This window comes from Herbaspirillum sp. AP02 (genome assembly GCF_015767275.1).
Lineage (GTDB): Bacteria > Pseudomonadota > Gammaproteobacteria > Burkholderiales > Burkholderiaceae_D > Herbaspirillum.
Genome location: NZ_JADWMY010000002.1, coordinates 155,614 through 172,370, shown reverse-complemented (window position 1 = coordinate 172,370; position 16,757 = coordinate 155,614). Strand labels below are relative to the sequence as shown.

The 16,757-nt window shown below is 63.0% G+C and carries 17 protein-coding genes; 7 read left to right on the top strand and 10 right to left on the bottom strand.

The features are described from left to right. Nucleotides 1–246 precede the first annotated feature (246 nt). From dnaK to I5R65_RS06685, 5 genes are all read right to left on the bottom strand, one after another. Entirely contained in the window at nucleotides 247–2,193 is a 1,947-nt protein-coding gene (gene dnaK, locus I5R65_RS06705) for a molecular chaperone DnaK (protein ID WP_180665626.1), read from the bottom strand. Between the two features lie 155 nt (nucleotides 2,194–2,348). Further along, a complete protein-coding gene (grpE, locus tag I5R65_RS06700; RefSeq protein ID WP_180665624.1) occupies nucleotides 2,349–2,909 on the bottom strand; it encodes a nucleotide exchange factor GrpE in 561 nt (186 codons plus the stop codon). Between the two features lie 615 nt (nucleotides 2,910–3,524). After that, nucleotides 3,525–4,634: a ferrochelatase gene (gene hemH / locus I5R65_RS06695; RefSeq protein ID WP_180665622.1), complete on the bottom strand. Its 1,110-nt coding sequence runs from the start codon at nucleotides 4,632–4,634 to the stop codon at nucleotides 3,525–3,527. A 53-nt stretch (nucleotides 4,635–4,687) separates the two neighbouring features. After that, nucleotides 4,688–6,334: a DNA repair protein RecN gene (gene recN / locus I5R65_RS06690; RefSeq protein WP_180665620.1), complete on the bottom strand. Its 1,647-nt coding sequence runs from the start codon at nucleotides 6,332–6,334 to the stop codon at nucleotides 4,688–4,690. A gap of 68 nt (nucleotides 6,335–6,402) precedes the next feature. Continuing rightward, nucleotides 6,403–7,320 carry an NAD kinase gene (locus tag I5R65_RS06685; protein ID WP_180665618.1) on the bottom strand — a complete coding sequence of 306 codons (918 nt, stop codon included), beginning with the start codon at nucleotides 7,318–7,320 and terminating at the stop codon, nucleotides 6,403–6,405. Nucleotides 7,321–7,356: 36 nt separating this feature from the next. Here I5R65_RS06685 and I5R65_RS06680 point away from each other — a divergent pair, with 36 nt between their 5' ends. Both I5R65_RS06680 and hrcA read left to right on the top strand, forming a co-directional pair. Then, the gene (locus I5R65_RS06680) at nucleotides 7,357–8,073 is read left to right on the top strand and encodes an HAD family hydrolase (RefSeq protein WP_180665616.1); all 717 of its coding nucleotides are present in this window, start codon (nucleotides 7,357–7,359) and stop codon (nucleotides 8,071–8,073) included. A 78-nt stretch (nucleotides 8,074–8,151) separates the two neighbouring features. Beyond that, nucleotides 8,152–9,180 (top strand): heat-inducible transcriptional repressor HrcA, encoded by a 1,029-nt coding sequence (gene hrcA, locus I5R65_RS06675; RefSeq protein ID WP_180665614.1) that lies wholly within the window; start codon nucleotides 8,152–8,154, stop codon nucleotides 9,178–9,180. 161 nt (nucleotides 9,181–9,341) lie between these two features. Here the strand turns inward: hrcA and fur are convergent, their stop codons facing one another. After that, a complete protein-coding gene (fur, locus tag I5R65_RS06670; protein ID WP_013232645.1) occupies nucleotides 9,342–9,767 on the bottom strand; it encodes a ferric iron uptake transcriptional regulator in 426 nt (141 codons plus the stop codon). Between the two features lie 210 nt (nucleotides 9,768–9,977). On the opposite strand from fur, the gene I5R65_RS06665 reads away from it, so the two are divergent. The 5 genes from I5R65_RS06665 to I5R65_RS06645 all read left to right on the top strand — a co-directional run bounded on the left by I5R65_RS06665 (nucleotide 9,978) and on the right by I5R65_RS06645 (nucleotide 13,027). After that, complete coding sequence (locus I5R65_RS06665) at nucleotides 9,978–10,526, top strand: outer membrane protein assembly factor BamE (protein ID WP_180665612.1); 549 nt, start codon at nucleotides 9,978–9,980, stop codon at nucleotides 10,524–10,526. Between the two features lie 36 nt (nucleotides 10,527–10,562). Then, complete coding sequence (dapB, locus tag I5R65_RS06660; RefSeq protein ID WP_180665610.1) at nucleotides 10,563–11,369, top strand: 4-hydroxy-tetrahydrodipicolinate reductase; 807 nt, start codon at nucleotides 10,563–10,565, stop codon at nucleotides 11,367–11,369. Nucleotides 11,370–11,529: 160 nt separating this feature from the next. Next, nucleotides 11,530–12,228 (top strand): MotA/TolQ/ExbB proton channel family protein, encoded by a 699-nt coding sequence (locus tag I5R65_RS06655; RefSeq protein ID WP_180665608.1) that lies wholly within the window; start codon nucleotides 11,530–11,532, stop codon nucleotides 12,226–12,228. 16 nt (nucleotides 12,229–12,244) lie between these two features. Further along, nucleotides 12,245–12,688 carry a biopolymer transporter ExbD gene (locus tag I5R65_RS06650; protein WP_180665606.1) on the top strand — a complete coding sequence of 148 codons (444 nt, stop codon included), beginning with the start codon at nucleotides 12,245–12,247 and terminating at the stop codon, nucleotides 12,686–12,688. Nucleotides 12,689–12,700: 12 nt separating this feature from the next. Continuing rightward, complete coding sequence (locus I5R65_RS06645; RefSeq protein ID WP_180665604.1) at nucleotides 12,701–13,027, top strand: barstar family protein; 327 nt, start codon at nucleotides 12,701–12,703, stop codon at nucleotides 13,025–13,027. 120 nt (nucleotides 13,028–13,147) lie between these two features. Here the strand turns inward: I5R65_RS06645 and I5R65_RS06640 are convergent, their stop codons facing one another. Genes I5R65_RS06640 through I5R65_RS06625 form a run of 4 tightly spaced genes read right to left on the bottom strand, consistent with a single transcriptional unit; the run spans nucleotide 13,148 to nucleotide 16,757 of the window. Next, nucleotides 13,148–13,969 (bottom strand): phosphodiesterase, encoded by an 822-nt coding sequence (locus I5R65_RS06640; protein ID WP_180665602.1) that lies wholly within the window; start codon nucleotides 13,967–13,969, stop codon nucleotides 13,148–13,150. Further along, nucleotides 13,966–15,069, bottom strand: coding sequence for an ABC transporter ATP-binding protein (locus I5R65_RS06635; protein WP_180665600.1), 1,104 nt, complete (start codon nucleotides 15,067–15,069; stop codon nucleotides 13,966–13,968). The genes I5R65_RS06640 and I5R65_RS06635 overlap by 4 nt, the downstream gene beginning before the upstream one ends. Continuing rightward, entirely contained in the window at nucleotides 15,066–15,869 is an 804-nt protein-coding gene (locus I5R65_RS06630; protein ID WP_180665598.1) for an ABC transporter permease, read from the bottom strand. Before I5R65_RS06630 ends, I5R65_RS06635 begins: the two co-directional genes overlap by 4 nt. An 18-nt stretch (nucleotides 15,870–15,887) precedes the next feature. Then, entirely contained in the window at nucleotides 15,888–16,757 is an 870-nt protein-coding gene (locus I5R65_RS06625) for an ABC transporter permease (protein ID WP_180665596.1), read from the bottom strand.

Genomic DNA, 16,757 nt, shown 5'->3' with positions numbered 1-16,757 from the left:
TTATTGTGTTCCGTCGCTGCTGCGATGGCCTGCACTGCGGCCGCGCACGCACGACCGGAAACCAACAATGTGAAAAAGCCGAGTTCAGCTTTTGACTGCGGACTCGGCGTACCGGCCTGGCCGATCAGACAACCCGGCCGGGTGGATGCTGCTGGAGCTGATTTCCTAAAAATCCGCCCGGGCTGCGGAAAAACCGCACCCGGGCGCGAGCGCTGACGTCAGGTAAAACGAGGCGTCAGTCCCGGATTACTTCACTTCCTTGAAGTCGGCGTCGACCACGTTGTCGTCCTTGGCTGAAGCACCGGCGGCACCGGCAGCACCAGCCTGGCCTGCGGCACCCGCTGCACCACCAGCGGCAGCGGCCTGCGCCTGCTGGTCGGCGTACATCTTCTCGCCCAGCTTCTGCGCGGCAGTGGAGAGGGCGGCGGTCTTGGCGTCGATACTGGCCTTGTCGTCACCCTTCAGGGCCTCTTCCAGTTCCTTGATGGCCGCTTCGATGACTTCCTTCTCGCCACCTTCCAGCTTGTCGCCGTATTCGCCCAGGGCCTTCCTGGTCGAGTGCACCAGCGCGTCGCCCTGGTTGCGGGTCTCGGCCAGTTCCTTCAGGCGCTTGTCTTCCTCGGCGTTGGCTTCGGCGTCGCGCACCATCTTTTCGATCTCTTCCTCATTCAAGCCCGAGTTGGCCTTGATGGTGATCTTGTTTTCCTTGCCGGTGGCCTTGTCCTTGGCGCCCACGTGCAGGATGCCGTTGGCGTCGATGTCGAAGGTCACTTCGATCTGCGGGGTACCGCGCGGTGCCGGCGGAATGCCTTCCAGGTTGAACTCGCCCAGGGCCTTGTTGCCCTGCGCCATTTCACGCTCGCCCTGGTAGACCTTGATGGTCACGGCCGGCTGGTTGTCGTCGGCAGTGGAGAACACCTGGCTGAACTTGGTCGGGATGGTGGTGTTCTTCTTGATCATCTTGGTCATGACGCCGCCCATGGTCTCGATACCCAGCGACAGCGGGGTCACGTCCAGCAGCAGCACGTCCTTGCGGTCGCCCGAGAGGACCGAACCCTGGATGGCGGCGCCCACGGCGACGGCTTCGTCGGGGTTGACGTCACGACGCGGGTCCTTGCCGAAGAATTCCTTGACCTTCTCGATGACCTTGGGCATGCGGGTCATGCCGCCGACCAGGATCACGTCGTCGATGTCGGAAACCTTCACGCCGGCATCCTTGATGGCGGTGCGGCAGGGCTCCATGGTCTTGGCGATCAGTTCCTCGACCAGGGATTCCAGCTTGGCGCGGGTGATCTTCAGGTTCAGGTGGACCGGCGCACCATTGGCCATGGCGATGTAGGGCTCGTTGATCTCGGTCTGTTGCGAGGACGACAGCTCGATCTTGGCGCGTTCGGCCGAGGCCTTGATGCGCTGCAGGGCGATGGCGTCCTTGGACAGGTCCAGGCCGTTGATCTTCTTGAATTCCTCGATGATGTAGTCGATCAGGCGCTGGTCGAAGTCTTCCCCACCCAGGAAGGTGTCACCGTTGGTGGAGAGCACTTCGAACTGCTTTTCGCCATCGACATCGGCGATTTCGATGATCGACACGTCAAAGGTGCCGCCGCCCAGGTCATACACGGCGATCTTGCGGTCACCCTTCTCTGCCTTGTCCAGGCCGAAGGCCAGCGCAGCCGCGGTCGGCTCGTTGATGATGCGCTTGACGTCCAGGCCGGCGATACGGCCAGCGTCCTTGGTGGCCTGGCGCTGGGCATCGTTGAAGTAGGCCGGCACCGTGATGACGGCTTCGGTGACTTCTTCGCCCAGGTAGTCTTCGGCGGTCTTCTTCATCTTGCGCAGGACTTCTGCGGAGATCTGCGGCGGCGCCAGCTTCTTGTCACGCACGCCAATCCAGGCGTCGCCGTTGTCGGCGGCCACGATCTCGTAGGGCATCAGGTTGATGTCCTTCTGCACTTCCTTTTCCTGGAACTTGCGGCCGATCAGACGCTTGGAGGCGTAGATGGTATTGCGCGGATTGGTCACCGCCTGGCGCTTGGCGGGCGCACCGACAAGGATTTCGCCGTCTTCCTGGTAAGCAATGATGGAGGGCGTGGTGCGCGCGCCTTCCGAGTTCTCGATCACCTTGGGCTGGTTGCCTTCCATGACGGAAACGCAAGAGTTGGTGGTGCCCAGGTCAATGCCAATGATTTTTCCCATGATTTTTCCTTCGATCTTTCAGCCCTGGATGCCGGGCTACAGTAGTTTTGAATGTTTTTAATATGTGGAGGAAAGATGGACTTTCAAGCGTCGAAACCACCGGAACAAGCAAAAATGATGCCTTTGGCGCTGCTCCCCTTTCGACGCCGGTCCACTTACTTTCCCTGGGCCACCGTCACCAGCGCCGGGCGCAGCAGACGCTCGGAAATCATATAGCCTTTTTGCAGCACGGCCACGACGGTATTGGCTTCCTGCTCGGCCGGCACGGCCGAGACGGCCTGGTGCTTCATGGGGTCCAGCTTGTCGCCGGCTTGCGGGCTGACTTCCTGCAGCTTGTTCTTTTCGAAGGCCGAGGTCAGTTGCTTCAGGGTCATGTCCACGCCTTCCTTGAGGGATTCCAGCGAGGCGTTTTCGATCTTCAGGGCCATTTCCAGGCTGTCCTTGACGGCCAGCAGGGATTCGGCAAAACCTTCGATGGCGAACTTGTGCGCCTTGGCGATGTCTTCCTGAGCGCGGCGGCGGATGTTCTCGCCTTCGGCACGGGCGCGCAGGAAGGCGTCCTGCATCTCGGCAGCACGGGCTTCGGCGGCGGCCAGCTTGTCTTCCAGCGTGGGCTGGGCCGGAGCAGCCTGCTCGGCGGCGTTGGCGGCAGCGGCATCAAGCGACTGCGGATCTTGCTGGGCGGTTTGGGCTTCCTGTTTTTCCATGTCTTGCATTCCTGAATTACCTCCAACGAATCGATTGGTGACGTGCATCCGGCAAGTTGCGTGCTGTATCGCCGGCGCAAGATGCGGCTCAAGTAAGGCATAACCCTGCATTTTCAAGGGCTATTTAGCCTTTTTTGAGTGGTTTTTTGCCTGATTCTGCCGTTGCCGCGTGAAATCCCGAGCGTTGGACAGCTGTTACAGCTGTTACCAGACCGGCCTTCATGTTCACTCGATGCCGGGCTAATATGAATTTAGCCTCAGAGCAGGCTACCCCTCGGACTTATCGTATCAACAAGGTGACATCATGAAACCGCCACTGATTGCGGCCACCATCCTCATCGCCGCCTATAGCCTGCTGGCCACCGCCTGGATCAGCTATACCCATCTGGTCGGCGAATTCACGCTATGAGGCGGCCTCCGGGCTGACATCCTGCGTCTGCCGTCGCGACCGCTGGCAAGCTGTGGCGACCCGCGGAACGGCTGCTTTGTTCTTCTGTGGAGCAGGTCCGCGCACCCAGGAAATTGCAAAATCAACAACAACGACGTATCCCGTCCGTATTCTAGCAGGCCGGAGGCGGCATTCCGTCGGTTCGAGGCAACTTGCTGTTGCCCTTTGGAAATGAATTATTGAGGGGCCCCCAGGGCCTTGGCGCGTTCGACGGCGATGCCCGCTTGCCGGACAGCCTCGTCGCGGGCAGCAGCATTGCTCATGGTGGGCCAGCCGGCCAAGTGCTGCTCGACGATCTCCACCATGCCACCGATCCAGGCGGGGGTTTCATTCAGGCAGGGGATGAAGTGAAACTCCTTGCCGCCGGCCTGCAGGAAGTCATGCTTGACCTCCATGGCGATCTCTTCCAGGGTTTCCAGGCAGTCGCTGGTGAAACCGGGGCACATCACATCGACCCGGCGTACGCCCTGGCGCCCCAGTTCCTGCAAGGTCGGAGCGGTATACGGCTGCAGCCATTCCGCCTTGCCGAAGCGCGACTGGAAGGTGACCAGATATTGATCCTCCGACAGCCCCAGCGACTCCGCCAGCAGGCGCGCCGTCTTGTAGCACTCGCAATGATAAGGATCGCCCAGCAGCAACGTGCGCTTGGGGACGCCGTGGAAACTCATCACCAGCTTGTCGGGGCGGCCATTGAGTTCCCAATGATCCAGCACCGACTGGCGCAGGGCCTGGATGTAAGCGTCCTGATCGTGATAGTTGCGGATCAGGCGCAGCTCGGGGATGTTGCGCACCTGGCGGTAGTGCTCGAACACCGCATCGAAGATGGAGGCCGTAGTCGTCCCGGAATATTGCGGATAGGCCGGCAGCACCAGGATGCGGGTGCATCCCTGTTCCTTCAGCTGGTCCAGCACCTGCGGCAGCGAGGGCGTGCCATAGCGCATCGCATACGTCACCTGCAATTGATGATGGCCGCGCGCAGCCAGCTGTGTGGCCAGCGCAGCGGCCTGGCGCTGCGTATGCACGCGCAACGGCGAGCCCTCCGCGGTCCAGATGCTGGCGTACTTTGCGGCCGACTTGGAAGAGCGGAACGGCAGAATGATGCCATTGAGGATGAACCACCAGATCGCCCGCGGGATTTCCACCACCCGCGGGTCTGACAGGAACTGCCTGAGGTAGCGGCGCAGCGACGAGGCATCCGGCGCATCGGGTGTGCCGAGGTTGACCAGCACCACGGCGGTGGAGGCCGGGTTGCCATGGGTGTGGGGAGGTTCTTTGCGGAAGGCCATGGTCGCTTCGTTGGATGTTCTTGTTGTGATCGCGGACGATCAGGGATCAGGGTTCAGGACGCCAGCAGTTCGCGCGCGTGCTTGCGCGTGGTGGCGGTAATTTCCAGGCCGCCCAGCATGCGCGCAATTTCCTCGACACGGGCCTTGGCATCCAGGCCGTCGATGTCGGACAGGGTCTTGCCGCCCTCGCTGCGCTTCTTGACCTGGTAATGCTGGTTGGCCTGGCTGGCAACCTGTGGCAAGTGGGTCACGCACAGCACCTGGCGTTCCTGTCCCAGGCGCTTCAACAGGCGTCCCACGACCTCGGCCACGGCGCCGCCGATACCGCTGTCGACTTCGTCGAAGATCAGGGTCGGCACGCTGGTGGCGGCCGAAGCGATCACCGAGATGGCCAGCGAGATACGCGCCAGTTCCCCCCCCGAGGCCACCTTCGCCAACGGACGCGGTGCCACTCCGGCGTGACCGGCGACCAGAAATTCCACCTGTTCCAGGCCATACGCGGCCGGCTCGCCGACGTTGAGGGCGATCTCGAAACGACCACCAGCCATTGACAGGTCTTGCATGGCCGCAGTGACGGCCTCGCCCAATGCGGCGGCTGCCTTGGCACGCGCCTTGGACAATTTCTGCGCCAGGGCCAGGTAGGCGGCTTGCAGCTTGTCTTCCTGGGCGCGCAGGGCGTCGAGGTCGCTAGCATCGGCCAGTTGTTTCAACTGTTCGGAGAGCTTGCGATATTCCTCGGGCAATTCATCGGGCTGCACATGGAATTTGCGGGCGCTGGAATGAATCGCCTCCAGACGCTCTTCCACTTCCAGCAGGCGGGCTGGATCGAGCTCTACCCGCCCCAGGTAATCATTGAGCGCATACACGGCTTCCTGCAGCTGGATCTGCGCCGGCTCCAGGGCATCGAGCACGGGCTTGAGGGCGGTATCGACATCCACCAGCTTGCCCAGCTTCTGCGTGATCGAGGACAGTTGCGAGAGGATCGGCGACTCCGATTCGGAGATCACGCCCAGCGCTTCCTGCGCACCGCCGATCAGCGCTGCCGCATGCGACAGGCGGCTATGCTCGGTGCTGATGTCGGCCCACTCGCCGGGCTTGACGGCCAGTTTCTGCAACTCCGCCACCTGCCACTCCAGCCGCTCGCGCTCCAGCAGCACATTGCGGGCATCCAGCTCGAACTGCTCGCGTTGCCGTGCCAGCGCACGCCAGGTGCGATGGGCAGCGGCAACTTCACGCGCCTGCTCCAGCAGGCCGGCCTGGCTATCCAGCAACTGGCGCTGGGCATCGGCCTTCATCAGCGACTGGTGCGCATGCTGGCCGTGGATATCGACCAGCATTTCGCCGACCTCGCGCAATTGGCCAGCGGTGGCGGCGCTGCCATTGATGTAGGCCTTGCTGCGGCCGGCATTGTCGATCACCCGGCGCAGCAGCACGCCACCGTGCTCGTCGGCGAACTCATGCTCTTCCAGCCAGGCCTGGACCTCGGGCGTGGCGGTGAAATCGGCGCTGACATCGGCCTTGGGCGCACCCTCGCGCACCACGCTGGGGTCACCGCGCCCGCCCAGGGCGAGCGCCAGGGCATCGATCAGGATGGATTTGCCGGCGCCGGTTTCGCCGGTGAAGACGGAAAATCCGCGCGCGAATTCGAGCTCGATGGCATCGACAATCACAAAGTCGCGGATCGTTAAGGTACGCAGCATGGTGGTCTCGCAGCGGGTTGGACGGACAGGCCAGAAGAATGGAGCAAGCCGGCGTGCGCCGGCCGCGCTTATTGTAATCGGCCTTCTATCGAGGGGTATTCATTCCAGTGCAGCTTCTCGCGCAGGGTGTCGAAATAGCTCCAGCCCTGGGGATGCAGGAAGGTGATCTTGTGCGCCGAACGGCGGATCACGATGCGGTCGCCATGCAGCACGCTGGTGAGCGACTGCATGTCGAAGTTGGCGCTGACCTCGCGCCCGGAGACCACCTGGATCACGATCTCGCAGGAATCCGACAGCGTGATCGGGCGATTGGACAGCGAATGCGGCGAGATCGGCACCATCACGATGCCATGCAGGCTGGGGTGCAGGATGGGTCCACCGGCCGAGAGCGCATAGGCGGTCGAGCCCGTCGGAGTCGCCACGATCAGGCCGTCGGAGCGCTGGTTGTACATGAAGCGGCCATCGACCTCGACCCGCAGCTCGACCATGCCAGAGGTGGAACCCCGCGCCACCACCACATCGTTCAGGGCCAGGGCGCGGAAGATCTCACCGCCCTCGCGATAGACCCGTGCTTCCAGCAGCGAGCGCGACTCGGCCTCGACATTGCCTTCCAGCATTTCGGCCAGAGCCGGTATCATGCGGTCTTGCGCGATGTCGGTGATGAAGCCCAGGCGTCCCTGATTGATGCCGATCAGCGGTACGTTGTACGGTGCCAGCTGGCGCGCGATGCCCAGCATGGTGCCGTCGCCGCCGACCACGATGGCCACGTCCGCATGATGGCCGATCTGCTCGGGGGTCATGCTGTCGTAACCTTGCAGCGCGATGTTCTCGGCGGTCTCGGTCTCGAAGACCACGGTGTGGCCGTGCGACTCCAGGAACACGGCGATGTCCGACAAGATCTGCGCGATGCCGACGGCCTGGTACTTGCCGACGATGGCGACGGTTTTGGGTACGGCTGCCTGAACGGGTAATTTGATGGGCCACATGCTGCGGATTAGACCATAATTTGAGATGACATTGTAATGAAACCAAGCGCTTCCACCCTGCCTCCCCCGCCCATCGAAGCCGTCCTGTTCGACCTCGACGACACCCTGTGGGCCATCGAACCGGTACTCGTGCGCGCCGAAGGCCTGCTCTACGACTGGCTGCGCGAACACGCGCCGGCCGTAGCCGCCGCGCATACCGTGACCAGCCTGCGCGAGCGTCGCATGGCCCTGATGCAGACCGATCCCGTCTACCGCATCGACCTCTGGAAGTTGCGCCATACCGCACTCACCGAGGTCTTCGGCGAACACGACGTGGATCTGGCCCTGGTCGATCCGGCCATGGCCCTGTTCTCGGAGGCGCGCAGCACGGTCGCGCTGTTCGACGATGTGGAACCGGCACTGCAGCGCCTGAAAGGCAGGCTGACGCTGGGCTCGGTCTCCAATGGCTTCGCCGACCTGGAACGCATCGGACTGGCCGGCCACTTCGGCGTCTCCATCGCGGCCCACCGCTTCGGGCGCGCCAAGCCCGATCCGGCGATCTTCCATGCCGCCTGCGAAGCGCTGCAGGTGGCCCCCGGCGCCACGGTCTATGTCGGCGACGATCCCCTGCTGGATGTGCAGGGCGCGCAGCAGGCCGGCCTGCGCGCAGTGTGGATGAACCGCTTTGCGCGGACGCTGCCCGATGGCATCTACCCCGATGCCATCTGCCGCGATCTGCACGAGCTGCACGACTGGCTGGCGGCGCAGGCCTGAAGCTCCGGCTGGCACCAATTCACATCAGCCGTCATGTAGCTGTCACTCTTTGCATCATAAGCCGCTAGAATACGCATCATGCAACTCGATAACCGCGCCCGCACACTCCTGAAGGCCCTGGTCGAACGGTACATCGCCGACGGCCAGCCGGTGGGCTCGCGCGCCCTGTCGAAACTGTCCGGACTGGAACTGTCGCCGGCGACCATCCGCAACATCATGGCCGATCTGGAAGAGATGGGCTTCGTCGCCAGTCCGCACACCTCGGCCGGACGGGTGCCGACGCCGCGCGGCTACCGCATGTTCGTCGATACCCTCCTGACCGTCGAGGCGATCGACGAAAGCGCGCTGGAAGGCCGCTTGCAGGCCCGCCTGCAGCACAGCGCCTCGCCGCAGAAGATCATCACCAATGCCGCCCAGGTACTGTCTTCGCTGTCGCAGTTTGCCGGGGTGGTGATGACGCCCAAGCGCGAATCGGCGTTCCAGCAGATCGAATTCCTGCGGCTGTCGGAAAAGCGCATCCTGCTGGTGATCGTGGACCAGGGCGGCGATGTACAAAACCGCATGCTGCTCACCGAGGTCGATTACACCCCCAGCCAGCTGATCCAGGCCGCCAACTACATCAACCAGCATTACGCCGGCCAGTCCTTCGACCAGGTGCGCCTGCGTCTGCAAGGCGAGCTGCGCCAGTTGCGCGATGACATGACCGTGCTCATGCAGGCCGCCGTGGAAGCCGGCAGCGACGCCATGAGCGAGGAAGCCGACAACAACGTGGTCATCTCCGGCGAGCGCAACCTGCTGTCGGTGACCGACCTGTCCTCCAACATGAATTCGTTGCGTCGCCTGTTCGACATGTTCGAGCAGAAGACCGGCCTGCTGCAGCTGCTGGATGTGTCCAGCAAGGCCACGGGCGTACAGATCTTCATCGGTGGCGAATCGCAACTGGTACCGATGGACGACATGAGCATCGTGACCGCCCCCTATGAAGTCAACGGGCGCATCGTCGGCACCCTGGGCGTGATCGGCCCGACCCGCATGGCCTACGAGCGCGTCATCCCCATCGTCGACATCACCGCCAAGCTGCTCTCCAGCGCGCTGAGCCAGCACTGACCGGACGCTACCGGCGCCCGGCGCCAGGTTGTGCAGCACGAACGAAAAAAAGCCACGTGTGTCGTCACGTGGCTTTTTTTTGCTGCCCTTCTACTGCGCTTTCCCTGCATATTCTTTGCAAAGGATTACCTCCGCAAAAAATGTGCAGGGAAGGAGGCTGATTACTTCTTCAGCTTCTTGCAGTTCTTGCAATGTCCATACAGCGCCAGGGCGTGGTCGGCGATTTCGAAACCATGTTCCTGGGCAATCTTGAGCTGACGCTTCTCGATCTCGGCATCGAAAAATTCCTCGACCTTGCCGCAGTCCAGACAGACCAGATGGTCATGGTGCGAACCTTCGTTCAGCTCGAAGACGGCCTTGCCGGTCTCGAAGTGATTGCGCTGGAGCAGGCCGGCCTGCTCGAACTGGGTCAGCACGCGGTAGACGGTGGCCAGGCCCACGTCCAGATTGTCGGACAGCAATTGTTTGTAGACGTCTTCGGCGCTCAGGTGGCGCACTGAGGTGTTCTGGAAGATTTCCAGGATCTTCAGGCGAGGCAGCGTGGCCTTCAGGCCGCTGGCCTTCAGTTCGGATGGATTGTTCGGCATGGTAGAGTGGGTTCCCGGTTTTTACTGGTCTCAAACAGGCGCGCTGGTCCGCTGGGAGGGCCTGGGGACCGCTCCGGCCGGGCTGGTGGGACAGCCTTTTACGCCCGGAACGCACTCATGCCTATTTAAGAAGTAAGTTCTAGCTTATCATATAGCGCTTTAGGCTCATGGCTCAACCCGGTTGAAAACTTTATGCGCATGCTTTCCCGAATGAAGTCCCGTCATCAAACCGCCGCAATCGGCGTCGTCGCGGCGCTGGCCCTGCTGGCTGGCTGTTCCTCGACCAAGTCGCCCGAGCAGGCGGCCCCGACCGACACCTCGGGCGTGAAGGTGACCGGCAAGAGCAACAGCCTGTTCGGCTTCCTCAAGCCCTATCGCATCGACATCCAGCAAGGCAATTTCGTCTCCAAGGAAATGGTGGCGCAACTGCGCCCCGGCCTGACCCGCGACCAGGTGCGCTTCGTGCTGGGCACGCCGCTGCTGACCGACATGTTCCACTCCAATCGCTGGGATTATGATTTCCGCCTGGCCAAAGGCAATGGCGAAATCATGACCAGCCGGGTCTCGGTCTTCTTCAAGGATGACCTGCTGGATCACGTCGAAGGCGGCGAGAACCTGCCCACCGAAAGCGAATACCTGACCCTGATCACCGATGCCAAGGTCGGCGCCAAGGCCAGCTTCGGCGGTGACAAGGACAAGGCGGACAGCGACGTCAAACCGGCTTCGCCCGTGGCGCCCTCCTCGGCCACCGGCAAGTAATATCTGTATCCCGTCATCCGTCATTCCGAGTTTCCCATGACCGCATTGAATATCGCAGTAGCCGGCGCCTCCGGGCGCATGGGCCGCATGCTGATCGAAGCCATCCTCAACGCCGACGACCTCAAGCTCTCCGGCGCCCTCGATACCTCCAGCGCACCGGCCATCGGCACCGATGCCGGCCTGTTCCTGGGCAAGACCACCGGCGTGGTCATCGAATCCGACCTGGCCCGTGGCCTGGCCGGCGCTGACGTGCTGATCGATTTCACCCGCCCCGAAGGCACACTGAAACATCTGGAGTTCTGCGCTGCGCATGGCGTCAAGGTGGTCATCGGCACCACCGGCTTCGAGGCCGAAGGCAAGGCCGCCATCGCCGAATTCGCCCAAAAGACCGCCGTCATGGCCGCGCCCAACATGAGCGTGGGTGTCAACGTGACCCTCAAGCTGCTGGAACTGGCTGCCAAGAATTTCTCGCACGGCTACGACATCGAGATCATCGAGGCGCACCATCGCCACAAGGTCGATGCCCCCTCCGGCACCGCCCTGAAGATGGGCGAGGTCATCGCCGATGCGCTGGGCAAGAAGCTCGACGACGTCGCCGTCTACGCCCGAGAAGGCGTCACCGGCGAGCGCGATCCGTCCTCCATCGGCTTTGCCACCGTGCGCGGTGGTGACATCATCGGCGAGCACACCGTGCTGTTCGCCGGCATCGGCGAACGCATCGAGATTGCGCACAAGTCGTCCAGCCGCGTCTCGTATGCCATGGGCAGCCTGCGCGCCGCGCGCTTCCTGGCTGGCAAGGAGAGCGGTCTGTACGACATGCAGGACGTGCTGGGCTTCAAGTAAGCCTGGCCCGGAACCACAGGAAATGCCCGACGCTGCCGCGCCCCACCAGGTCCGGCAGCGAATTTTTTTGGGGCAGGCCGCTCCAAGTGACAGCCCCCCTTGATTGCTTCCGATTGACCCCTTGCCGCGCTGGCGCGGCGCTTTCCCGAAAGAACGCAATATGGAACCGAACGTTGGATTTGCCCACTACTGGGCGCAAGGCGATGCCGTTTCCCACTCCGTCGCCTATCTGCTGCTGATCATGTCGATCGCCAGCTGGTACTACATCCTTTCCAAGGCCTGGGCCGCCTGGCGCATCCGCCGTGGCAGCAACGCCCTGGAACAGTTCTGGCAGGCCCCCACCCTGGCCGATGCCACCGGCGCCATGCAGCGGCTCGACAGTGAGCAGATCTACAGTCCCATGGCCGAGCGCGCCGCCGAAGCCGCCGACATCGGCACCCGCCAGCAAGGCACGCCCTCGCTGAACGCCGCCACCGACCCCGGCGAACTGATCACCCGCACCCTGCGACGCGAAATCAACCGTGTCTCGGCCCGCCTGGAACGCGGCCTGACGCTGCTGGCCTCGGTCGGCTCCACGGCCCCCTTTGTCGGCCTGTTCGGCACCGTCTGGGGCATCTACCACGCGCTGGTGGCCGTCTCGGCCAGCGGCACGGTACAGATCGACAAGGTCGCCGGCCCCGTCGGCGAGGCCCTGATCATGACCGCACTGGGGCTGCTGGTGGCAATTCCGGCGGTGCTGGCCTACAACGCCTTCACCCGCATCAACCGCGTGGTGCTGGCCGAACTCGACGGCTTCGCCCACGACCTGCACGCCTATCTCACCACCGGCGAACGCGTCGGCGGCATGCGCAAGCACTGACCCCCGGGAGCCCATCATGAGTTTCGGCGGATTCAACGACAACCAGAACTCGGCCCCGATGGCCGACATCAACGTCACTCCGATGGTGGACGTGATGCTGGTACTGCTGGTGATCTTCATCATCACCGCGCCCATGTTCACCCACGCCCTCAAGCTGGACCTGCCCACCGCGCAGTCGGCGCCGGCACCGGAAAAACCGGAAACCATCACCCTCGGCATCGACGCCGCCGGCAAGCTGTACTGGAACGACCAGCCGGTCAGCGAAGAGGAAATGGACAGCCGCCTGGCCGACGCCGCCGGCAAGAAGCCGCAGCCCGAGCTGCAGCTGCGCGCCGACAAGTCGACCCGCTACCAGACCATTGCCGAGGTGATGTCGGCCGCGCAGTCTGCCGGCCTGACCAAGCTGGGCTTCGTCACCGACCCCAAGACCGGCGGCAAGGTGCACGCCAACGCCAACTGAAAGAGATAGCACATGGCCACCGTAACACTGGCGGGCGACCGCATCACCGACTGGGAGAGCTTCCACACCGAGAGCGCGCAAGCCTTCGGCTTTCCCGATTTCTATGGCCGCAACATGAATGCCTGGGTGGATTGCCTGTCCTACCTGCGCGATGACGAAGGCATGTGCAAGTTCAAGCTCAAGCCCAAGGAAATGTTGACCATCGAGATCAGCCACAGCGCCGAGTTGCATCAGCGCCTGCCGGACCTGGTCGAGGATGTGGAATTCTGCTGCACGGCCATCAATGACCGCTGCGAGGATTATGACGAACCGCCGGTGATCGCACTGATCTGGAAGTAGATCGGCGTTATTGACTTATCTTTTGCATTGCATCGGCCGGATGGATTGATCTGCTACAGAGATCAATCCATCCGGCCTCTTTAATCGAGCTTAGTCGACTGCAATCGACTGCAATCGACTTCAATCGATCAGTTCATCGCCGTCATAGAACGGATACGGCCCGTCGAACTCGCCGATGAATGCCGTATGGCTCACCAGGCTGCGCGCCTGCGCATCCCACCAATGCAACTGGTAGCCCGGTGGCTCCATCACGAAGCAGGACGGCGCCTGCGGATCCAGGTCCAGCTGCACCTGATGTGACACCCCGGGACACGTGCTCGCCAGCGTGCCAGCGAAACGCCGCTGGATGGAACGATGCAGGTGACCGCACAGGATGCGCTCCACCTGCGGGTGCTTCTTTACCACCGCTTCCAGCATCTGCGGATTGATCAACCCCATGTCATCCATGTGACCGATCCCGGTGGTAAACGGTGGGTGGTGCATGGCGATCACGGTGGGCCGCTCCGGCTGCTGCGCCAGCACCTCATCAAGCCACTGCATGCTCTGCGCCGACAACTCGCCACCGCTGGCACGCGGGATCACCGTATCGAGCGCCACGATGCGCACCGGATAATCCTCGACCACATACTCGATGCGCTCGCCGCCCTGCTGCAGATAGGCATGCTCGGGAAAGGCCGCCCGCAGCGCGTTGCGTTCATCGTGGTTGCCCGGCAGCAGGTAGTAGGGCATCGTCAGCGGCGCCAGCAGCTCGCGCAGGCAGGCATATTCGGACGGCTTGCCGAAGTCCACCAGGTCGCCGGTGATGACCAGCACATCCGGGCGCTGCTGCAAGCCATTGACCTGCGCCACGCAACGACGCAGGCTCTCGGCGGTATCGACCACCCGGTACGACTTCCTGCCATCGGTCTTGATGTGCAGATCGGAAATCTGTCCCAGTATCATGCATTCTCCTTCACGGCGGCGGGCGCCATCTTCACCAGGGCCTCCGCCGGCACCCGCAGGGCGATCTGCTGCCCTGCCTCCCACCAGCCACGGCGGCTGGTCTCGGCGATGACCGGACGCTCCGTCCCGATCTCGATTTCAAAGCGGGTGCGGTCACCCAGGAAAAAGGTATTGATCAGCTTGCCACGCAGGCATTGCGCATCGGCATCGGTGATATCAACCACCTGCACATCCTCCGGCCGGAACATCGCCCACGCCGGCTGGCCCTGCCGTGTCGCATCCGCGGATTGCCCGGCATCGGGCAAGGGCAGGCTGCCGCTGGGCAGCAACAATCTATCTCCGGAAACGATACCTTGCACGCGATTCATCGCACCGATGAAATCGGCCACGAAGTCATTGGCAGGATGATAGTAGATCTCCTTGGGCGTGCCGATCTGCGATATCTTGCCGCGCTCCATCACCACGATGCGGTCGCCCAGCGCCATCGCCTCACCCTGGTCGTGGGTGACGTAGATGGCGGTGATGCCCAGGCTGCGCAAGAGCTTGTTGAGGTCGCTGCGCACTGCTTCGCGCAGCTTGGCGTCGAGTGCTGTCAGCGGTTCGTCCAGCAGTAGCACGCGTGGCTCCATCGCCAGCGCCCGGGCCAGTGCCACGCGCTGCTTCTGACCACCGGAAAGCTGGTCCACGCGGCGATGCGACAGGCCCTGCAGATGGACCATCTCAAGCAACTTCTCCACGCGCTCGGCGCGCTCACCGGCCGGGATCTTGCGGATCTTCATGCCGTAGGCGATGTTCTCGCCCACGCTCATGTTGGGGAACAGCGCATAGTTCTGGAACACCATGCCCACGCCGCGCTTTTCGATCGGCAGCGCGGTCACGTCATCCTCGCCGAACAGGACACGGCCACCCTCATCGGGAAATTCCAGGCCGGCGATCATGCGCAGCGTGGTGGTCTTGCCGCAGCCGGACGGGCCGAGCAGCACCAGGGTCTCACCGGGATGGATTTCCAAGTCCAGCGGCTGCAGCGCCCGCGTGCCGTTGGCGAAGGACTTGGCACACTGGTGTAGGCGGATGGAAACGGCTTCTTTCTTGGATTTCATAGACTGACTTTCTTGCGTGTTGCCTGGGTCGCCCACTGCATGCCGATCAGGAGCGGAATGATCATGAAAAAGAAGATCAGCGTATAGGCCGATCCCACCTCCAGCCGCATCGATGCATAGGCATCGGCCAGGCCCACCGGCAGGGTCTGGGTCAGCGGCGTGTGCAACATCCAGGTGATATTGAATTCACCGATCGAGAGGGTCACCACCATCAGCGCGCCGGCCAGGATGCCCGAGGCCGCATTGGGGATCACGATGCCGAAGAAACGACGCATACGTCCCGCTCCCAGGCTGGCAGCGGCTTCTTCCAGCTGCGCCAGTTGCGAGGACTGCATCACTGCCAGCACCGGGCGCACCATGAAGGGCAGCGTGAACAGCACGTGGCCCACCAGGATGAAGAAGATGCTGGCGCGGAACTGGCGATACTGTCCATAGGCCATGATCAGCGCCAGCGCGGTGGCCAGGCCGGGCACCGCCACCGGCATCATCAGCAACTCCTCGATCACCCGTGCCAGGCGGCTATGCCCGCCGCGATAGCGCGCCAGCATATAGGCCAACGGCACCCCGGCCACCAGCGTCACCGCCAGGCAGGCCAGCGCGATGAACAGCGAGCGCCAGATGGTGGGCTGGTACATCTCCCACACCTGGGCCACCCAGCGCAGCGTGAGTCCGCTGGACAGGCCCACGAAGAAATTCTCGGTGACGCCGGCCAGCATCGACAGCACCACCGGTACCACCAGGAAAGCGCACACCAGCAAGGTAAAGGCCAGTTGTACGTAAAAGCGCATTCGGTTCTGCATCATTGTTCCTTGCCCGCCTCAAGCCGCAGCGGCCACGCCACTACCGGTGAGCGAGCGCGCCAGGGCCAGCATGGCCCAGGTGATCAGGCCCAGCACGATGGACAGCGAGGCCGCCGTGGCGAAGTTGGCGTAACCGGTAAATTCGTTGTAGATGGTCATGGGCAGCACATCGATATTGGCAGCCAGGGTGAAGGCCGTACCGAAGGCGCCGACGCTGGTGGCAAAGCAGATCGCTCCCGAGGAGACCAGGGCCGGCAGCAGCGCCGGCAACACCACGTGCAGCAGTACCTGCCAGGGTCTTGCCCCCAGCGAGCGGGCCGCCTCTTCCAGCGAGGGATCGAGTTTCTCGGCCGCCGCCACCACCGTCAGGATCACCCGCGGAATGGAGAAATACAGGTAGCCGAGGAACAGCCCCGCCAGCGAATACGCAAACACCAGCGATTCACCGAACAGCCAGTTGGTGAAGCCGCCGATGATGCCCTGACGCCCGGCCAGCATGATCACCATGAAGCCGACCACCACGCCGGGAAACGCCAGCGGGAAGGTCAGCATGGCCAGCAGGACCGACTGGCCGGCAAAGCGGTTGCGCTGCAGGAACAAGCCCACCATCACCGAGATCGCCAGCGTGACCAGGGTCACCACCGCCGACAACGCCAGTGTGGACAAGAGGCTGGCAAAGTAATGGCGGTTGGTCAGTACCGACAGATAGGCCATGGCACCGTCCGGGCCCGACGCGCCGACCCCGACCAGGCGCGCCATCGGCAACAGCCAGAAGGCGCAGAACAGAGTCAGGCCCGGCGCGGCAAACCACAGCCACACGCCGTTGCCGGCGCTGCGTACGCGGGGTGCAGCGGGCGTTGCGGGCGCTGCGGAAATAGCGGTCTTCAT

Excerpts from the sequence above, each read along its gene's own strand:
- dnaK (WP_180665626.1), bottom strand. The coding sequence starts at position 2,193 with ATGGGAAAAATCATTGGCATTGACCTGGGCACCACCAACTCTTGCGTT.
- grpE (WP_180665624.1), bottom strand. The coding sequence starts at position 2,909 with ATGCAAGACATGGAAAAACAGGAAGCCCAAACCGCCCAGCAAGATCCG.
- hemH (WP_180665622.1), bottom strand. The coding sequence starts at position 4,634 with ATGGCCTTCCGCAAAGAACCTCCCCACACCCATGGCAACCCGGCCTCC.
- recN (WP_180665620.1), bottom strand. The coding sequence starts at position 6,334 with ATGCTGCGTACCTTAACGATCCGCGACTTTGTGATTGTCGATGCCATC.
- I5R65_RS06685 (WP_180665618.1), bottom strand. The coding sequence starts at position 7,320 with ATGTGGCCCATCAAATTACCCGTTCAGGCAGCCGTACCCAAAACCGTC.
- I5R65_RS06680 (WP_180665616.1), top strand. The coding sequence starts at position 7,357 with ATGAAACCAAGCGCTTCCACCCTGCCTCCCCCGCCCATCGAAGCCGTC.
- hrcA (WP_180665614.1), top strand. The coding sequence starts at position 8,152 with ATGCAACTCGATAACCGCGCCCGCACACTCCTGAAGGCCCTGGTCGAA.
- fur (WP_013232645.1), bottom strand. The coding sequence starts at position 9,767 with ATGCCGAACAATCCATCCGAACTGAAGGCCAGCGGCCTGAAGGCCACG.
- I5R65_RS06665 (WP_180665612.1), top strand. The coding sequence starts at position 9,978 with ATGAAGTCCCGTCATCAAACCGCCGCAATCGGCGTCGTCGCGGCGCTG.
- dapB (WP_180665610.1), top strand. The coding sequence starts at position 10,563 with ATGACCGCATTGAATATCGCAGTAGCCGGCGCCTCCGGGCGCATGGGC.
- I5R65_RS06655 (WP_180665608.1), top strand. The coding sequence starts at position 11,530 with ATGGAACCGAACGTTGGATTTGCCCACTACTGGGCGCAAGGCGATGCC.
- I5R65_RS06650 (WP_180665606.1), top strand. The coding sequence starts at position 12,245 with ATGAGTTTCGGCGGATTCAACGACAACCAGAACTCGGCCCCGATGGCC.
- I5R65_RS06645 (WP_180665604.1), top strand. The coding sequence starts at position 12,701 with ATGGCCACCGTAACACTGGCGGGCGACCGCATCACCGACTGGGAGAGC.
- I5R65_RS06640 (WP_180665602.1), bottom strand. The coding sequence starts at position 13,969 with ATGATACTGGGACAGATTTCCGATCTGCACATCAAGACCGATGGCAGG.
- I5R65_RS06635 (WP_180665600.1), bottom strand. The coding sequence starts at position 15,069 with ATGAAATCCAAGAAAGAAGCCGTTTCCATCCGCCTACACCAGTGTGCC.
- I5R65_RS06630 (WP_180665598.1), bottom strand. The coding sequence starts at position 15,869 with ATGCAGAACCGAATGCGCTTTTACGTACAACTGGCCTTTACCTTGCTG.
- I5R65_RS06625 (WP_180665596.1), bottom strand. The coding sequence starts at position 16,757 with ATGAAGACCGCTATTTCCGCAGCGCCCGCAACGCCCGCTGCACCCCGC.